Source organism: Yersinia sp. Marseille-Q3913 (assembly GCF_963892745.1).
Taxonomy (GTDB): Bacteria; Pseudomonadota; Gammaproteobacteria; order Enterobacterales; family Enterobacteriaceae; genus Yersinia; species Yersinia bercovieri.
In genome coordinates this window covers 78,444-95,174 of the sequence record NZ_CAWQAF010000011.1, presented here as the reverse complement: position 1 = coordinate 95,174, position 16,731 = coordinate 78,444, and the positions used below count along the sequence as shown (strand labels likewise).

The following is a 16,731-nucleotide window of genomic DNA, read 5'->3' as shown; positions in this document are numbered from 1 at the left end:
GCTTGCTTCTTAATAATCGGTTATATCACTTATTCGGAAGGTGTTATATGCCTATGATATTTTTGCGCATGTCGATGTTACTATGCTTATTTGGCTTAAATGCAACTGTATTTGCTGCCACGTCTCCATCAGCGAATGATGATTGGACCATAACCGTTACACCCTATCTTTGGGCGCAGTCATCGAATGGTAATGTGTCGGCATTAGGGCACAGAGCGCCGTTGAATGTTCCTTTTGATAAGGCATTGCGTGATACTAATGCTGGTTTTATGGGGAACGTGAGCGTGACTCACGGACGACTGGGCGGGTTTATTGATGCACAATATCTTAGGTTATCTGGCAGCCATAATATTGATGCATATGGTGATCAGATAAGTGGGCGTGGTAGTTCAACAATGGTGAGTTTGGGGGCTTTTTATCGGGCCTATCAACTTCCATTGGGGGGAAATACTATCTTTAATGAGCCCCGACTCTTTGTTGTGGAACCTTTGGTGGGTGTTCGCTGGACTCGCTTATCTGCCCATATTGGCGCGCTGGGGCATGAGGTTAGTGACCATGCTCTTTGGCAAATACCCTTCGTGGGGAGCAGGTTAATATATGATCTGTCGGATCGTTGGCGTTGGGGGATTGAGGGGGATATTGGTGGTTTGCACGAGCAACTGGCCCTTCAAGGGCAAACCTGGCTGGGTTATCGTACCGTTATTTTGGGTGTTAATACTGAATTACGTGCGGGTTATCGGGCGTTGTACCAGAATTATAAAAAGGGTGACTTCGACTGGGATGTTACCCAGTATGGGCCTGTTGTAGGAGTGGCAATGCATTTTTAACTGGAGAGACCGGCGTATATATTCGCCGGTTTGATGCCGACTCATGAGTTGTTTCCCTCCTGGTGTGAGAAGTGTAAAGGTTATGTTGTGTTCGAATATTACCTTGCTGCGAAACGCCTCTTTTTAATACCCCCGTTATAATTTTATATTTATTATTCATCAATAATGACTTTACCGCAGCAATGTGGGCTACTGAGGGAAAGCCTATGAAAGGGTATAGATATGTGCGTGGTCTTATACTCCTTATTGGGGTGTTTTTGAGTTCGCCACTGTGGGGGAAGGGGGAAGTACACTTACTATTCCATATGGGGGCGGGGGCGGGCGGTCAATTCTTTGTGGGCGGAACACTGGTTAATACCGGTGATACTGCAGTTGCCGGTGGTTATCTGGTTATCATTCCTGTCGGGGCTCACTGTCAATTGGCCCTACCGAAACTACAAACCTTTGGTCCTTTGGCCCCAGGGGAAAAAGTGGGATTTCGAGCAGCAGTGGATATACCTCTGACAGATTATCATTTAGCCAGTTTCGCGGCCTATGACGATATGGGGTTCCCGTTACCGGTCGTCGATGAAACCCGTGAAATAATAAAAGTCCGAGAGCCTGAGCAGCGTAAAGCTTGCTCTGCTTCACGTCAGGCAAGCGATACGAAAAATAGTGGATGAGTGGGTGCTGAAATTCAGCAGTGCGTATATTTAAATAGGCACTTAGCTCAGGAGTTAATGCTAAGCACCTTGTTATCAGTGTGTTTCCTCGTGAATATCGTACTGGCAGACGAATTCATTTTTTTCCAGCGAGATGTGTAACTGGTGATAGCGCAGCACATTTGCTTTAGCCGTCAGCAAAGTGTGGCTGATCTGCGGCATAAGCGTATTAGTCAAAATAGTGTCGACCATTCTTGCCCCGGATTCTACTTCGGTGCATCGGGTAACAATCTGGTCGATTACCTCGTTGCTGAATGTGCTGGTAATTCCATGATTTTCGAGTAATCGGCGCTGAATATTGCCCAATTGTAAGCGCACAATATTTTCCAGTATTGCGTCGGTAAGCGGATAATAAGGTGTTATCAGTAGGCGGCCAAGCAGTGCTGCTGGGAACACTGAGAGCAGCTCTTGGCGCAACATTTGCTGCAGTGCCTTCGGCTCAGGGATTTGCTCAGGCCTGTTACACAACCTGGCGATGAGTTCACTCCCCACATTGGACGTCAAGATGATGATAGTATTGCGGAAATCGATATAGCGCCCTTCGCCGTCCTCCATCCACCCCTTATCAAATACCTGGAAAAAGATCTCGTGTACATCCGGGTGTGCTTTCTCAATCTCATCCAGTAGAACCACGCTGTAGGGGCGGCGGCGTACGGCTTCAGTGAGTACACCACCCTCGCCATATCCAACATAACCTGGAGGGGCTCCTTTCAGGGTGGAAACAGTGTGTGGTTCCTGAAACTCACTCATGTTAATGGTAATAATGTTCTGTTTGCCCCCGTATAGGGTTTCCGCTAAAGCAAAAGCTGTTTCAGTTTTACCCACACCAGAGGGGCCAGCTAGCAGAAATACGCCAACGGGTTTGTTGGGATCATCTAGTCGGGCACGAGAAGTGTGGACCCGGCGGGCAATCAAATCCAATGCATGGTGCTGACCGAAGACTCGTTGATTCAATGTGTCAGAAAGTTGTAACACCGCTTCAATTTCATTTTTGACCATGCGGCCCAGTGGAATACCTGTCCAGTCGGCAACAACGGCTGCAACGACATTGGCATCAACAGCAGTGAAGATCAGCGGCGATTCACCCTGTAGCTCATCCAGTTGTTTATGACATTCACTAAGTTGTGAGAGTAATTCATTGATGGGGGGAGAGAGCGGCTCTTCTATTTTGGTGTTGGCTTTATCTGTTTCCTGTTGGTGCAATTTACCCCGTAACACAATGATCTGTTTGGTTAGCTGTAGTTCCTGTTGCCAACGTAAAGTTAATTTTTCCAACTGTTGTTGCAGCACAACCAGTTGTGCTTCAATTTCTGCTGGGCGCTGTGGGTTGCCAATACTCACCTTAATTTCACGGCGCGCGATATCAAGTTCAATCTGCAATGCCTCAATATTACGACGGCAATGCTCGACGAGGGCTGGTTCTGCGTGTTGGCTGATGGCTACGCGAGCACATGCCGTGTCCAGTAAGGCTATTGCTTTGTCTGGTAATTGGCGAGCCGGGATGTAGCGATGAGACAGGTGTACTGCAGCATCCACCGCTTCATCAAGTAGTAGTACATGGTGGTGCTGTTCCAAAGGTGATACAAAGCTGCGAAGCATTAGCAGCGCCTTATCTTCGTTTGGCTCATAAACTTGTACTACCTGGAAACGGCGGGTTAGCGCAGGATCTTTTTCGATATACTTTTTGTATTCAGCCCAGGTCGTCGCACCGATAGTACGTAGTTGACCACGAGCCAGCGCAGGTTTCAGTAAATTAGCTGCATCGCCAGTACCTTGCTGACCACCGGCTCCCATCAGTGTGTGAATTTCATCAATAAAGAGAACTGTGGGTGTTTGGCTGGATTGCACTTCATCAATCACTGACTGTAAACGTTTTTCAAATTCACCTTTTACCCCAGCACCTGCTTGCAGCATATTGATATCAAGCAGATAGAGTTGTACATCACGCAGTTGTGGTGGCACATCCCCTGCGATAATACGCAGGGCCAGACCTTCCACTACTGCGGTCTTCCCCACACCAGCCTCGCCAGTCAGCAATGGGTTATTTTGTCGACGTCTCATGAGAATATCGATAACTTGACGTATCTCTTCATCGCGCCCGACGACCGGATCAATCGCCCCTTTGCGCGCACGCGCGGTGAGATCCGATCCATATTGTGCCAACACACTGCCGCTCGTCGTGGATTCAGTGGTTTCTGCTACCAATGGTGCAGGAACATTTTCCGACGAGCGGGCAGTAATCGCCGTGAATTGATCGACCAATTGGTCAACATTGATCTTGCTGAATAGCGCAGATATCTCGGTTAGTTGATAGCGCAAGCTATGTGTTTTCAGAAGACCAATCAGTAAATAGCCACCACGGATTTTTTGTGAACCGAATTGCAATGAGCTGTGTACCCATGCTCGCTCTACCGCATTATCAATGTGCTCAGAAAGATCGGATATGGCGCTGGCCCCACGGGGCAGACGATCAAGTGCAGTGATGATGTCTTGCGCCAATCGATCCCCATCAAGGCCGAAATGGCGAATAAGTTGCTGTAAATCCCCTTCCGCTGACTGCATTAATTGATGCAACCAATGTACCAATTCAACATATGGATTACCGCGCAGCTTACAAAATGCAGTGGCATTCTCTATACCGGTAAATAAGTGGCTATTCAATTTTATAAATAGTGCCGATCGGCTAATTTCAGACATACTTTTCCTTAATTTTCAAAATGATAAATTGGACCACTTATTGGGTTATCCCAATATGCATTGGCTAGTGTGATGCTTTGTGGTATGGAATACGTTTTAGGGGATCACTCTTAATTCTGGCACTCATCAGGCTCAGGGCTGAATGTCAGATCGCTGACATCATGCTGTGGTTCGGCATTGCTCAGCCAACTGCTTAATCCCAGGCGCTGTGTGCCGCCAATTTGAGTGCTTTGTAATGCCTCTTTTGCCAGAATTAAGCGCAGTTCCCAAACAAACTCAATACCAAGATATTGCCGCACCCAGTCGCGTAATTGCTCACAATATGCAAAACCTGGCAGGAATTGGTCGTAATCTTGTTGCGACATCGGACCCAATTCGATACGAAATTTATGCTGTATATCGCGTACCGCGACTCCGAGGAGTGTTGACACACCTAAACGTGTGGCGTTGCGCCCTGCTCGTAGTCCGGCTCGTTCACAGGGTTCCACTCTTAACCAGTGAGGGACATTTTCCACAATATGTACTGGAACCTTAAAATAGTGGCGCAATATTTTGCCCAGACCTTCCGGATCGTGACTGTGGCGAATTAAGTGGCCAGCCATGAAGTGCTTAGCGTGAAGGTTGATGCTATCGCGCGCTTGCAGTGCGGGTTGTCCGATACCAATCAGATTGGAGAAGTAGTTGTCGAAGCGTTTATGGTCTGCTCGATCCAGTGAGACGGTAGGCTGAGTATCTGCCCAGGCACGATAAAATAGTGCGATCAGCCGATGGTGAAATAGGTCGGCAAATGCAAGTAACGTGTCATCCTGATGGTGTTGTATCCTCTCGTGCACAAACTCGGTCAGGTGGAGAGGGAGTGGGCCATCGGGGCCAAATAGACCAAAGTTGAAAATAGAGACCTCATGCAGTTGTGTACCACTGCGTGAGCTGACTTCTGTCAATATTGAGGGGGTGAAGGAGAGTTGGGGCTTTTGCCCCAAACGTAGTATTTCGTACCGTGGTAGCGGTGCTCGCCCCAGCAAGAAGGGTTGACCCGATTGGGCATCAATGTGCCGTAATAGGTGAAATAGCCCATGGCGGCCAGGGCTTGTGATCAGATCCTGCCAAAAATCGAGTGGCAAGCGGCATTTAGTGTTGATATGAAAGGTTTTCTCCACAACAAATTCGCTCATATCAGCATCCTTTTACCTAGACGTGCTTGCCAATGGGCAATTTCGCCACGCTGTGGGCTGGAAAGTGTCATTTCGGTAAATGTGTTTATTGCCACCAGACGTGAAAATAGGTGCTCCAATACACTGCCGAGTAAATAGGGGCTGTTGCCGGAGAATGCTTGATCGTCCACAGTGAGATCAATGGCAATACCACGGGCGAATACAATAGGCCCTGGTTCAGGAATGCGACGATAGACCGAACGCAAGTGACAGTGACGTATTCCTTGAATTTGCTTGGCGACAGCCGGTTCGCTGAGATTACCGTATAGCCCAAGTAACTGACGTAGACTCGCTGCGCCCTGCTCGGGGTCACTATCCATGATGCTGAGGTAGTTGAGTTGTAGCTGGCTGATTAACCGCCATGTCACAACGCCTTCCGCTAATGCAGGCCGTGGTGGTGTTGGCCCTTTCCGCAATGAAACCTGCTTGATAGGGATCGAGTCTGGCATTTCAAAACTACCCTGTTGCTGCAGTAACATCAGCGGCAGATCACGATTGGTGCACAGCACGTCGGCTGTCAGGTATTTAAGATCACTATTCCAAGGCGACTGGTGCTCATCGACCAGTGAGACAAATAATTCAGAACCCGAGTAGTTATTACGGCTACCATGTTGGCGTGCATGTTTGGACAGCGTGCGTTGTTCGCGGCGTTGTGAAAAGTAGGCACCGTAATTGCCGCTGTCGGTACTTGCGGTGCGGTAGAATGGGTTGAACTCTTGCGTGTAGTCCTGTTTGCTCGCCCTCAGTCGTTGAATAGAAAATATTTCATAATCAACCGGATGGATATTATCCACCACCAGATGGTATTCGTGGTTTTTCTCATTAATTGTGATGCGCTCGGTCACTTTAGGAAATAGATTGATAACCGGTGTGCAGTGCAGTGCCAAATGGTTGATGTCAATCACGCGTTCCAGGAACTCATTTTGGCGATCCAATAACACCACTATTTCGAATTGGCGCAATGCGCTCTTATTATTTAACTGCCTCGGTAGCCCGTTAACACTAAAAAACTGGAAACGTGCCGGAAAGGCGAAATATTCTTGCAGTAGGCGATAGCCCTCAAAATTGCGTTGATCACTGGGTAATAACGCCTGCTCTGGTTCAAATCCCTCCTGGCGTAATGCCTCTTTTGCCAATAACCACCGCTGTGGCTGCTCTTCTACCGTTTGATACACAACCCCAATGTTGTGCTGCATGAGCAACTCCAACAGCTGTACTGCTTGTTGGTCGGGGCCTGCGAGAAAGAACACCAGCTGGTCGAGCTTCATGTCGTTCAGCGTGACTGTCTCATCACACTCAAGCCGAATACGCAGTGCGCTGACACAGTGCTTGAGGTGTGGGTCAAGTGTTGAAAGGGGGATATCGGTTGGAATACCGGTCAGTTCAATCTGTTTCAGTCGTATGGGCTGTAAAGTGACATTATGCGCGGTGGTATAGCTACAGGTTATGCCACTCTTTTTCAGTGAGCTGCTGTCTATCCGAGTTCCCCGTGGCACCACAAAACCGCCACTAATATCACCTTTGCTGATATCCGGCTGTAACTCGGCAATAGCTATCGATGGTGTAGGTGAAAGATAATTGGGATAGAGGCTCTCTAATAAATGTTGGGAGAAACTCGGAAACTCATCATCCATCTTTAACTGTATGCGCGAGGTAAGAAAAGCAAAACCTTCCAACAGGCGTTCGATATAGGGGTCTGCTACTTCAATTCCGTGCATACCAAGGCGGCCGGCAACTTTTGGGTAGCGTTCGCTGAACTCAGTACCCATCTCATGGAGGTAAGCCAACTCACGGTTATAATAATTCAACAGTTTTGTATCCATCTGCTTACCCTATATCTTTTAGATTAAAGTGGCCGCTTTCCAGATCCATATCAGTACGAAACAGGAATTCGAGTGGGTGGGGCTTACACCATAGACGGCCTTTAATTTCAATTGACAGTACATTGTAGAGTTCTAGTGAGCCGTTATTCGTCACACAGCTTACCTGCAGTCCATCACGTAGAATGCGAGGCTCAAAGTTAAGGATCGACTGGGTCAGTGCATACTGAATATCTTTCCATTCGATACCTGAGATACATTTGCCTGCCAGAGAGGCGATACCATAGTTAATTGTGGAGCGTTGCACCCGAGGAAAATCCCCTAAGGTATTATTCGACTCGCTATTGATGCAGTTGAATAGTCGTTGCAGGTCGTGCAATACATGAAGTCGTAGTTCATGGTGTGATATCAAATTACTTAAAGGCGCTTCTTGTTTTTTTTGTGGTTCGTTATCAGTGAGCATGGTGAGCAGCATCGGCAGTATATTATTACGCGATATCTGTCGTTGATTCTCTTTACGTTGAGGATGATTTGAGTTGTGTAGTAGGTCGTTTTCTTGATAGAGAGTAAGTTGTTTAGCATCCATAGTTAATTATCCTGATTCAGCTAATCTTTATGATTATTATATTTTTGTTGGATGGCGGTATCTATTTAGGTATCTGGCTACTCTTTAGGTTTGATCTGTCATGTTTTGCGTTGATTGACTTGCTTGAATTAGCTCAGATAGATGCCCACTCTTCGTGTCGACAATAAGTTGATGATAAGATTTTACAAAGTGATCCCATAAAATTGCCTTACGATAATAAGGTAGAGGCCACCGTGATATACTGCGTGTACTACGGACTTCTTCTATCAATGTTATTGGGTTTAAGGATTGTAGAGCATGGGTAATAATTATTGTGGTTCTGTTCTGGTATATATCTTTATTGTTTAGTGCCACAGAAGGTTTTTTTTCTGGTTGTATGGTGTCCATAACTTTCGGTATCACGTGCTCTTCAAAACTATTATTTTTTGGCGTATGCGATGGGGCGATTGAGTGCTGTAGTTGTTGATTATCCTCAGCCAATAAAATGCTTGGTGTTGTATCTGCCAGCAAGTTTTCATATTCAAAAACAGTATTGTTATCGAACAGTGCCATGGGGTCACTTGTTCTCTGTTGCACATGAATATGACCCGCCAGGTTCTCCCCTGGTTTATCCGTGGGCAGTTCGGGTGAGGGTTGCATAATTTTATTGCTTTCGCTGACATCCAGCAACGGTGAGGAGGCAGAAAATGGCATAGGAAACTCTTCTAATAGAGTATCCCAAATTTTATCTTCAATTATATTTTTATTGTATTTTTCGTCTTTGATATCGGTGAGTTCTGTCGCCTGAACTTCTCTTTCGCAAGACTGTGGTATTGCATTTGACTGTTGTAACTGACTGATTTGTAGTTGGTAGTTGTTGATGCAGAGGCGGTCGCCGTGTAACAATTCCATTTGTTTACTCTCTGCCAGAGGTGCATTATTTAATAATATGTTGGAAATATTGTCATAGTTTATGATATAGCATTTATCATCAGCAGATACTGTTACAATGAGCATACGGTAAGGTGTTTTTTCATTTTTATTAAAAGTGTTGTTATTTCCACTATTATTAATAGTGCTTCTTGAAAAGAAATTATGACAGCAATTGACATGGCAGATTTTATTATTTTGTTTTTTTTCATTTTGTGGTTGCATAAGTTATTCCTGCTAATCTTTGAGTGAGTAAAAATGTGACTCATGGTTCAATTATTATATTTTATTTTTTAATGTAAAATAGAACCCCAGGCATTACCCTGGGGAGTTTTTTATTAAGCTTCAACGCCTTCTTTGATATTCCATCCAAAGTTTTTACTTACACCTTTACTCCCATCATCTTTTTGCTCAGTATACAGTTGATCTACTATTGCAGCTTGGAAAGTATAAATCATACCAACTTGTCCGTTATGACCAGGCCCAGTATATTGCATGGCTGTAATCAAGACTTTTTTTAAAGTGATAGTTAAATATTCAAATTTTGCTCCAGCATTCCCTGCTTTACAAACAGATAACACAACTTCATCTATGTGTTTGCCCGTAGTGCAGAATCTCAGTATTGTTGGGCTTGCTATATCGATGAAAGCATTAACGTGCAAGTCGTGATAAACCACTTTACCAGCCCCTCCCCCACCACCGCTGCCCATATTTCCCGGTTGTGTAGCTCCCCAGGAAAAAGAGTTAATAGCTATTGTTTCATTATATGATTTTTCTTTGGATTCACCTTTAACATGACTAATTTTTAGAAACATATCGGTATTAAGTTCACTCATGGTATTATCCTTTATCATGGTTGGATAGATTGATTTGGCAGTTAATTTCAGCAATGTTAATAGGGTAATAAATATGATGATCTATTTCCATTAACTCTCTGATATTACATGCCGGTTTTGCCATAATTATGGCATATGAAACTGCATGTTAATGTATCTATGCAGTCTTATTTTAATTAGACTCATTAACATATATAAATATACGAGATATGAACATCTAATTAATAATAATCAATTAGAGATAGTACTTAAGCATTATTTTGTTTTAACGAAGGTAATTTTGATGTCAGGCGCAAGGATACCGTCAAACCTTCTAGCTGATAATGTGGGCGCAGGAAAAATTTGGCACTGTAGTATCCGGGGTTATCTTCGTTTTCCTCGACGACGACTTCAGCCGCCGCCAGTGGTTTACGGCATTTGACTACCTGTGAGGAGTTAACTGGGTCACCATCAACATAATTCATGATCCAGTTATTGAGCCAGCGTTCCATGTCTTTACGCTCTTGGAAAGAGCCAATTTTATCGCGCACAATGCACTTGAGGTAGTGCGCAAAGCGACAGCAGGCAAATAGATAGGGAAGGCGGGCTGAGAGGTGCGCATTGGCTGTGGCATCTGGGTCATGATACTCCGCTGACTTTTGTAATGATTGGGCACCAATAAATGCAGCCACGTCGGAGTTTTTGCGGTACACCAACGGCATAAAGCCATTTTTTGCGAGTTCACTCTCTCGGCGATCACTGATGGCAACTTCTGTTGGGCACTGTACATTCATGCTGCCATCATCACTTGAGAAAGTGTGGCATGGTAACTCCCCTATGGCACCGCCGGATTCCACACCGCGTATCGCGCTACACCAACCAAACTCTTTGAATGATCGGTTGATATTGACCGCCATCGCGTAGGCGGCATTTGCCCAAACATAATTGCCCTGTGCCGCATCGTGACAATTCTCCTCAAAGTTGAAATCATCCACCGGATTAGTGAGGATACCGTAGGGCAAGCGAGCCAGAAAACGTGGCATTACCATACCTAAATAGCGTGAGTCTTCAGACTCGCGCAAACTGCGCCAGGCGGCATATTCAGTATTCTGGAAGATTTTGCTCAGATCGCGTGGGTTAGCTAGCTCCTGCCAGGACTCCATCTGTATCACATTCGGCGACGTGCCGGTGATAAACGGGCAATGGGATGCGGCACCAATCTTCGCCATTTCGCCCAGCAGCTCCACATCGGGTGGGCTGTGGTCGAAATAGTAATCCCCCACCAGACAACCAAAGGGTTCCCCACCAAACTGACCGTACTCCTCCTCGTAGACTTTCTTGAATATCGGGCTCTGATCCCAGCCAGCGCCTTTATGCCGTTTTAATGTACGACCTAACTCTTGCTTGGAAATACTCATAAAGCGTATTTTCAGCATATTGTCAGTTTCGGAGTTGCGCACCAGGAAGTCCAGCCCAGTCCATGCCCCCTCTATTTTTTGAAAGTCTTCGTGATGAATTATCTGATTGATTTGTTGTGATAGTTTTTCATCAATCTCAGCAATTAATGCCTGAATGGTGTGATAAGCATCTGATGAAATTGAGACTGTTGTTTGCAGCGCCTGTTGCGCCAATATTTTCACTGCATTTTCTACTGACTCTTTAGCCTGATCAGTTTTTGGTCTGAATTGTTTCTTCAACAGCGCGTTGAAATCATCACTGGATAGAATATCCGTCGCTTGCTGCAATGGCTGTTGCAACTGTAAATCGCTCATTAATTACTCCTCAGATTTATTGTCGTCACTACTGTTGTCTTTGGTTTCAGGTTTGGGAGCACTAACAAGGGATTTCAGCATCTCGGGATTTTGCAGTATTTGTGAGATAAGCTCCTCTGCCCCATTTTTGCCATCCATATAGGAGAGCAGATTGGATAATTCAGTCCGCGCATCAAGTAGGTGATTCAGTGCTGGAATTTTGCGGGCGATAGCGGCGGGAGAAAACGCGTCCATACTTTCGAAACTCAGATCGATATTCAGCTTACCTTCACCGCTTAAGGTGTTATCTACCTGGTAGGCGACTCTGGGTTTGAGTGATTTCATGCGTTCGTCAAAGTTGTCGATATCTATTTCGAGGAACTGGCGTTCACCAACACTTGACTGAGGTTCGGTAGATTTTCCGGCCAAATCGGCCATGACCCCCATGACGAATGGTAATTCAACTTTGCGCTCTGCACCGTATAGCTCAATATCGTATTCAATTTGTACACGTGGTGCACGATTACGGGCGATGAATTTTTGTCCGGACATAACTCACTCCATCTAACATCAGATAATTATTAAAAATTTATCCCGCCGTCTGCTGGTCGGGATAACGAGAATTGAGCATTGTGCTCGGGCACTGATAAGCCAAAAAGGATCATCATAAAGATGATGATTAATGATGATCCTCACCATAAGTCTGGCCCAGAATAGTCTCCAGCTGGCTAAGGCCATTGGGGATTAGGTTTTGAATGATTTGTATGAAATCGAGGGCTATCAGTTTTTGCGCCCGGTCGATCATCAATGGTGCTGGATGACTTGGTTCATAAAGGTAAAAATAGTTTTTTACCTTTTCGAGTAGCAGTTGCGCATCATCGCGTGATTGAACTTGCAAACTGTGCCAGTCGAATGCTGCTGGCACAGCTTGTGGGGTTAATATTGATGCCTGCTGTGCCATTGGCGGTTGTTGGCTGATTGGGGGAGGATGGCAGGCTTGAGCAATAGTATTTAATGTTTTCAATAAATTATTAAATTCTGGTTGTGCCGCTTCCCCTAAATGTTGCGTTACCTGCTTGTGGATAGCGACAAGATATAGAGGGATGTCGATCATCAGTTGAGTTACAGGTAGCTGTTGTCGCATTAACTCGCTCTGTAGACGTGTGCGCCCCCCTGGGTAATTTGGATGATCTTGATGATTGCCATTAAGTAAATCACTTGCGGCTAGTAATGAAATTTCACTGCCCGTCTCTTTTAATAGAGTGCTGTTATACACACAGGTTGCCAGGATGGATTTATCACCCAATTCTGCCAGCACATTGGTGCGTAATAGTGGGTCGATTTCCCCCTCAAACTCCAGTGATGGAAATAGAGAACTCCAATAGTTTTCCAGCGTTTGATAGATCAGCTCCAGTCCATCGGCATAACCCTGTAGGCCCCGCAGTTGAGTCCAGGCTCGGGTGAGATATAACATGATGCGCAAGTCTTTGGTGCGTGTTAGTAAGCTACAGGCCAAATCTTCAACTAGCATCCAATCTGGCGTTTGTGCGGGGATAATCGTACTGCCAAATTGTTGTTCGGCCTTGCCTAAAAAAGCCTGCTCCAAGGCCAAAAAATCAGCATCATACTCTAAATTTTCCCCACAAGGATTTGCTGTATTTATGGGGGATAGCAACTTGTTGATTAATTCAGACGTCATGCTTTAAATCGCCTTTGTCAGGTGGTTAGTCGGTTATGTTTCATGTGTTGTCGCAAGAGATAAGTTGCTTTAAGGGCAGGAGAACGCCGGTAACTGAAAGGGGCTATAGATACTGTTTGCAATGAATTCCAGTGTGACTCGATGGCCGTCTATATTGAAGGTCGATTGTTTGTTATTGAAAGCCAATTGATTATTGCTGCCCTCAGAGGGTTGCGCCATATCAACCAGACGATTCAGCGCCCACGGGCCGCTGGTGGTTAAATTAGCACTGGAACCATTAGCCAGAGTTAATTGCAGAGAGACCATGCCAGTATTACGTGTACCCGGCCAGGTCACCACCAGTGGCACCAGTGGGCCATGACTATATTTGAACAGTTGCCCGTCAATATCCAATGTTAGCTTGAGAATGTCGCTATCCATCCGCACCGGGCGTACTGTTACGCGATAAGATGGTGCAGGAGTGTTGCCGGCAAAAAAAGTATTACGGATCTGTTGTGCCTGCTGGAATGATTGCAGGATATTGCCGCTGTTAGGGAGTGTTTTACCATCCACTCCTGGGGTAAAAGTCCAGTTATTTTGTCTGGTATCCACCTTCCCTTGTAAATTGTCGCGAAAGAATTTATCCATCAGGCCAATATTGGGGGCGAATATATGGGCCAGATCGTCAGGCGTGACTTCCTGCCTGGCGTGAGGGGATAAAGGGTAGCGTTTGGCTATTTCCTGTTGGCAAAAACTGCTCACTTCGAAGTTAATACGCTGCTTGAGGTTCTCCATCTCTTTATGTTGAGTGTCGCTACTCGCGCCCACGGTCAGCGATAACAACATTGATTTGAGTGGCTCGGGCAAACGCCCTGAATCTGCCTGTAGGCGTGAGATAATATCGCTTGGTGGAACTGCGATACCACTGTTGGTAGCCCCTTGCACCGCAGTCAGATAGTTATACAGTTCATTAACTTGTTTGAGTATGTTATCGAACGGAATGGCTTTATCACCAGTCTCCTGACTGCGAGACAACTCTAACCATGGGGCGTAATGTGCCATGATGGCCTGCACAGGCTGAGTCGCGATATCATCACCAATATTGGTTGTCGTGGAACCAAACAATACATCCAATGTTGGGTTGTTACTCTGGTTCAATTTGCTTTTGGTTTTATCTAATAGTCCGTTGCGGCCATCAATGTGCAACATGGTGTTTTTACTGACGTTCATCAGTAAATTAAGTAAAGGAGAGTGAGGGCTGGATAATAAGCGTGCGCTACTGATTCGTTGTTCCAGGTTGCTAATATTTGCCAATTGAATGTCGTTTAACAACATATCCCAGTTTTTGATAAATTCCTGCATATACAACTGTCGTATAGTGGTAATCAGGATAGCCCTTTTTTGCTCTATTGGGCCGCTGTCCAATACCCAAGTATCCTCTTCCCGCAGTGTATCAACGACGCGGTCGATATCTTTGTTGAACGCAGTCCAACCTGGTGGGGTAAATAGCTCCGACACACTATCAGTCAGAGGTTTGCCACTCTTGCGGGAGAAAACTAACTCGGCCTGTGGCCCCGCCAGAGCCAATAAGTTCACTGGTTTTATTTCAGCCTGACTGAGCCATTGGCGCTTAAGTTGGCGTTTTAGTCTGCTATAGACCCGTTGAGATAATGGAACCTGGTTGATAATCGCCTGGCTGCGCTCCACTAACAGTTGATTTTTGGTGTAGGGTGAAATCTGAGTCTGATTGTCAAGCAACTGGCTCAGGTGCCATTCAAGCCGCTGTAACAGTAGTTGTGGGATCCCTTGCGGCAAGTTGCGCTGTAGGTTGAGTATCACCCAAGAGCGTAAATACTCACCGTCATACCGCTCCGATAGAAATAGCATTTGGTACGCTTTCAGTGCTTCATAGCTGAACTCCACATCATTTTGTGGGTCGTTACGCAGGGTATTGGTAATTTGTTGAACTAACAGGGGTAATAGCAGTTCTTTTAGCGCTTTTTGGTACAACTTATTACTGGCTGTACTCACTTTATCACCAGAATAGAGGCCCATATGATAAGTGAACGGTGGGTTCCCCAGAGGGAAATCCTGACGTTCTGGCAGGGACAGCACATTGTCAAGAAATGGCAGTATGGAGAGCATATCTTCTGGCTTCGGTGGTGACAGTTTTTGCCCCTGGCGTTCGAGAGATGCCACCTTGGTTCTGACTTCTGTCAGGTAGGTTTTGCTGTCGATGTAATTACTGCCCCATAAAACAGTTAATGTTGTCGCTATTGCTGCCAACAGGATATAACCCGCCCAGTGAAGTGCGCGGTTACGGTATTCCCACCATTTGTTACTGCTGGCCAGTCCCGCCTCTCGAAAAACAACGTCTTCCAGCATTCTTTTCAGAAAAAAACTCTGTTTAGGGGCAGGCGGCTCTAACTCTTTTGGGGGGAGGTCCGCTGTAAGGGGTGAGCTATTGCTGTGGCTGGATGCAGTAGAAAGCTGTAAATAGTGATTTAATTCGCCCATCACCTGATCAATGGGTAAACCTTCTTGAGTCGCGCTGGTGAAGTAGATGCCGCGTGGGACAAAACGGGTTTCAAAGCTTGAAGTAACGAATAAAGTGTCCAGATATTGACGAAGTAATGGGCGTAATGCAGAAAATTGTTGAGGAAAAAGATGACTTTCTGCACGTTGATTCATTGAGTGATTAGTCAGTAGAGTATCCGGTAATGCATCAATGAGTCGCTGTTCCAGCAGGGTATATTGGTGCTCAAACTCATGGGCGAGGTGGAAATCAGGCTGATTAGAGGCCTCATAAGGAAATACCAAGCCCCAGATTTGATCACGTTGTTTATTATCGAAATTACCGAAATAAGCGGAAAAACCCTGCAGTAAATCACTCTTGCTGATGATGACATAGATCGGAAAGCGGATACCCAGTTGTTCGTCAAGTGATAACAGTCGTTTGCGTAGCTCATTGGCCTGTTTAGCCAAGGATTCGGGGCTATCAGAGAGCAGATCCAAGATACTGATAGTGACGACTACGCCATTAATGGGTTGGCGAGGGCGATATTTTTTCAGCAAACCAACAAATCTTTTCCATTCGTCGGTATTTTCATCGTACTGACCATGGGGGATGCTGTAACGGCCCGCAGTATCCAGCAGTATGGCGTCATTGGTAAACCACCAGTCACAATCACGGGTAGCGCCGGTATTGTGCAGGGATAAAGGGTTGATATGGTCCGCCAAAGGAAAATTTAGCCCCGAGTTGACCAACGCGGTGGTTTTCCCGGCACCGGGTGCGCCGATGACCATATACCAAGGTAACTGGTACAAATAGTGTTGACTGAACCAGGATATCCAACGGTATTTGCCTGTATGGTTTAAGAAATAGGCTTTTTTTAGCCGCTGTTTCGCCTCGTTAAAACGCTGCGACAAGTCACTCTCTTGCTGCGGTTCTTCCTGGTTTTTATTTTTCTCTGATGAAGCATCAGCTACATTCAAATTACGCAGGGAAGCGGCACGATTACGGCGTGAAATAATGTACCAAAGTCCCCAGAGAAGGTAGATAACAGTGATGATAATGATGCGGTTCAATTCCAACTTCATAGGTTGGTTTTTACCGATGGCAACCTGTGGACCGAATACCCAAATGGCTAATGCCAAAATAGAGATGCCGACAGTTCCCCATACCAAGCGGCTGGTAAGGATAGAGAGTAATTTTTTTAACATTTTTTATTGTTCC

General features: G+C 45.7%; 12 protein-coding genes. 2 read left to right on the top strand and 10 right to left on the bottom strand.

Annotation, left to right across the window (positions count from 1 at the left end; translation table 11 throughout):
• Positions 1 to 47 precede the first annotated feature (47 nt).
• The gene (locus tag AACW11_RS05515; RefSeq protein WP_212583968.1) at positions 48 to 827 is read left to right on the top strand and encodes a hypothetical protein; all 780 of its coding nucleotides are present in this window, start codon (positions 48 to 50) and stop codon (positions 825 to 827) included.
• A 206-nt stretch (positions 828 to 1,033) separates the two neighbouring features.
• A complete protein-coding gene (locus AACW11_RS05510; RefSeq protein WP_212583967.1) occupies positions 1,034 to 1,489 on the top strand; it encodes a membrane-associated Zn-dependent protease 1 in 456 nt (151 codons plus the stop codon).
• A gap of 75 nt (positions 1,490 to 1,564) precedes the next feature.
• Here AACW11_RS05510 and tssH read toward each other — a convergent pair whose 3' ends face one another.
• The 10 genes from tssH to tssM all read right to left on the bottom strand — a co-directional run bounded on the left by tssH (position 1,565) and on the right by tssM (position 16,718).
• The gene (gene tssH, locus AACW11_RS05505) at positions 1,565 to 4,225 is read right to left on the bottom strand and encodes a type VI secretion system ATPase TssH (RefSeq protein ID WP_212583966.1); all 2,661 of its coding nucleotides are present in this window, start codon (positions 4,223 to 4,225) and stop codon (positions 1,565 to 1,567) included.
• A gap of 110 nt (positions 4,226 to 4,335) precedes the next feature.
• Positions 4,336 to 5,397, bottom strand: a complete 1,062-nt coding sequence (gene tssG / locus AACW11_RS05500) for a type VI secretion system baseplate subunit TssG (RefSeq protein ID WP_212583965.1) — start codon at positions 5,395 to 5,397, stop codon at positions 4,336 to 4,338.
• Positions 5,394 to 7,259 carry a type VI secretion system baseplate subunit TssF gene (gene tssF, locus AACW11_RS05495; protein WP_212583964.1) on the bottom strand — a complete coding sequence of 622 codons (1,866 nt, stop codon included), beginning with the start codon at positions 7,257 to 7,259 and terminating at the stop codon, positions 5,394 to 5,396. The genes tssG and tssF overlap by 4 nt, the downstream gene beginning before the upstream one ends.
• A 4-nt stretch (positions 7,260 to 7,263) precedes the next feature.
• On the bottom strand, positions 7,264 to 7,842 hold the full coding sequence (locus tag AACW11_RS05490) for a type VI secretion system baseplate subunit TssE (protein WP_212583963.1): 579 nt from the start codon (positions 7,840 to 7,842) through the stop codon (positions 7,264 to 7,266).
• 84 nt (positions 7,843 to 7,926) lie between these two features.
• Positions 7,927 to 8,976, bottom strand: coding sequence for a hypothetical protein (locus AACW11_RS05485; RefSeq protein WP_212583962.1), 1,050 nt, complete (start codon positions 8,974 to 8,976; stop codon positions 7,927 to 7,929).
• Positions 8,977 to 9,089: 113 nt separating this feature from the next.
• The gene (locus AACW11_RS05480) at positions 9,090 to 9,587 is read right to left on the bottom strand and encodes an Hcp family type VI secretion system effector (protein ID WP_212583961.1); all 498 of its coding nucleotides are present in this window, start codon (positions 9,585 to 9,587) and stop codon (positions 9,090 to 9,092) included.
• 248 nt (positions 9,588 to 9,835) lie between these two features.
• The gene (gene tssC / locus AACW11_RS05475; RefSeq protein WP_212583960.1) at positions 9,836 to 11,338 is read right to left on the bottom strand and encodes a type VI secretion system contractile sheath large subunit; all 1,503 of its coding nucleotides are present in this window, start codon (positions 11,336 to 11,338) and stop codon (positions 9,836 to 9,838) included.
• Positions 11,339 to 11,341: 3 nt separating this feature from the next.
• On the bottom strand, positions 11,342 to 11,869 hold the full coding sequence (gene tssB / locus AACW11_RS05470) for a type VI secretion system contractile sheath small subunit (protein ID WP_212583959.1): 528 nt from the start codon (positions 11,867 to 11,869) through the stop codon (positions 11,342 to 11,344).
• A gap of 127 nt (positions 11,870 to 11,996) precedes the next feature.
• Positions 11,997 to 13,016, bottom strand: coding sequence for a type VI secretion system protein TssA (gene tssA, locus AACW11_RS05465; protein ID WP_212583958.1), 1,020 nt, complete (start codon positions 13,014 to 13,016; stop codon positions 11,997 to 11,999).
• A gap of 69 nt (positions 13,017 to 13,085) precedes the next feature.
• A complete protein-coding gene (gene tssM / locus AACW11_RS05460) occupies positions 13,086 to 16,718 on the bottom strand; it encodes a type VI secretion system membrane subunit TssM (RefSeq protein WP_212583957.1) in 3,633 nt (1,210 codons plus the stop codon).
• Positions 16,719 to 16,731 lie beyond the last annotated feature (13 nt).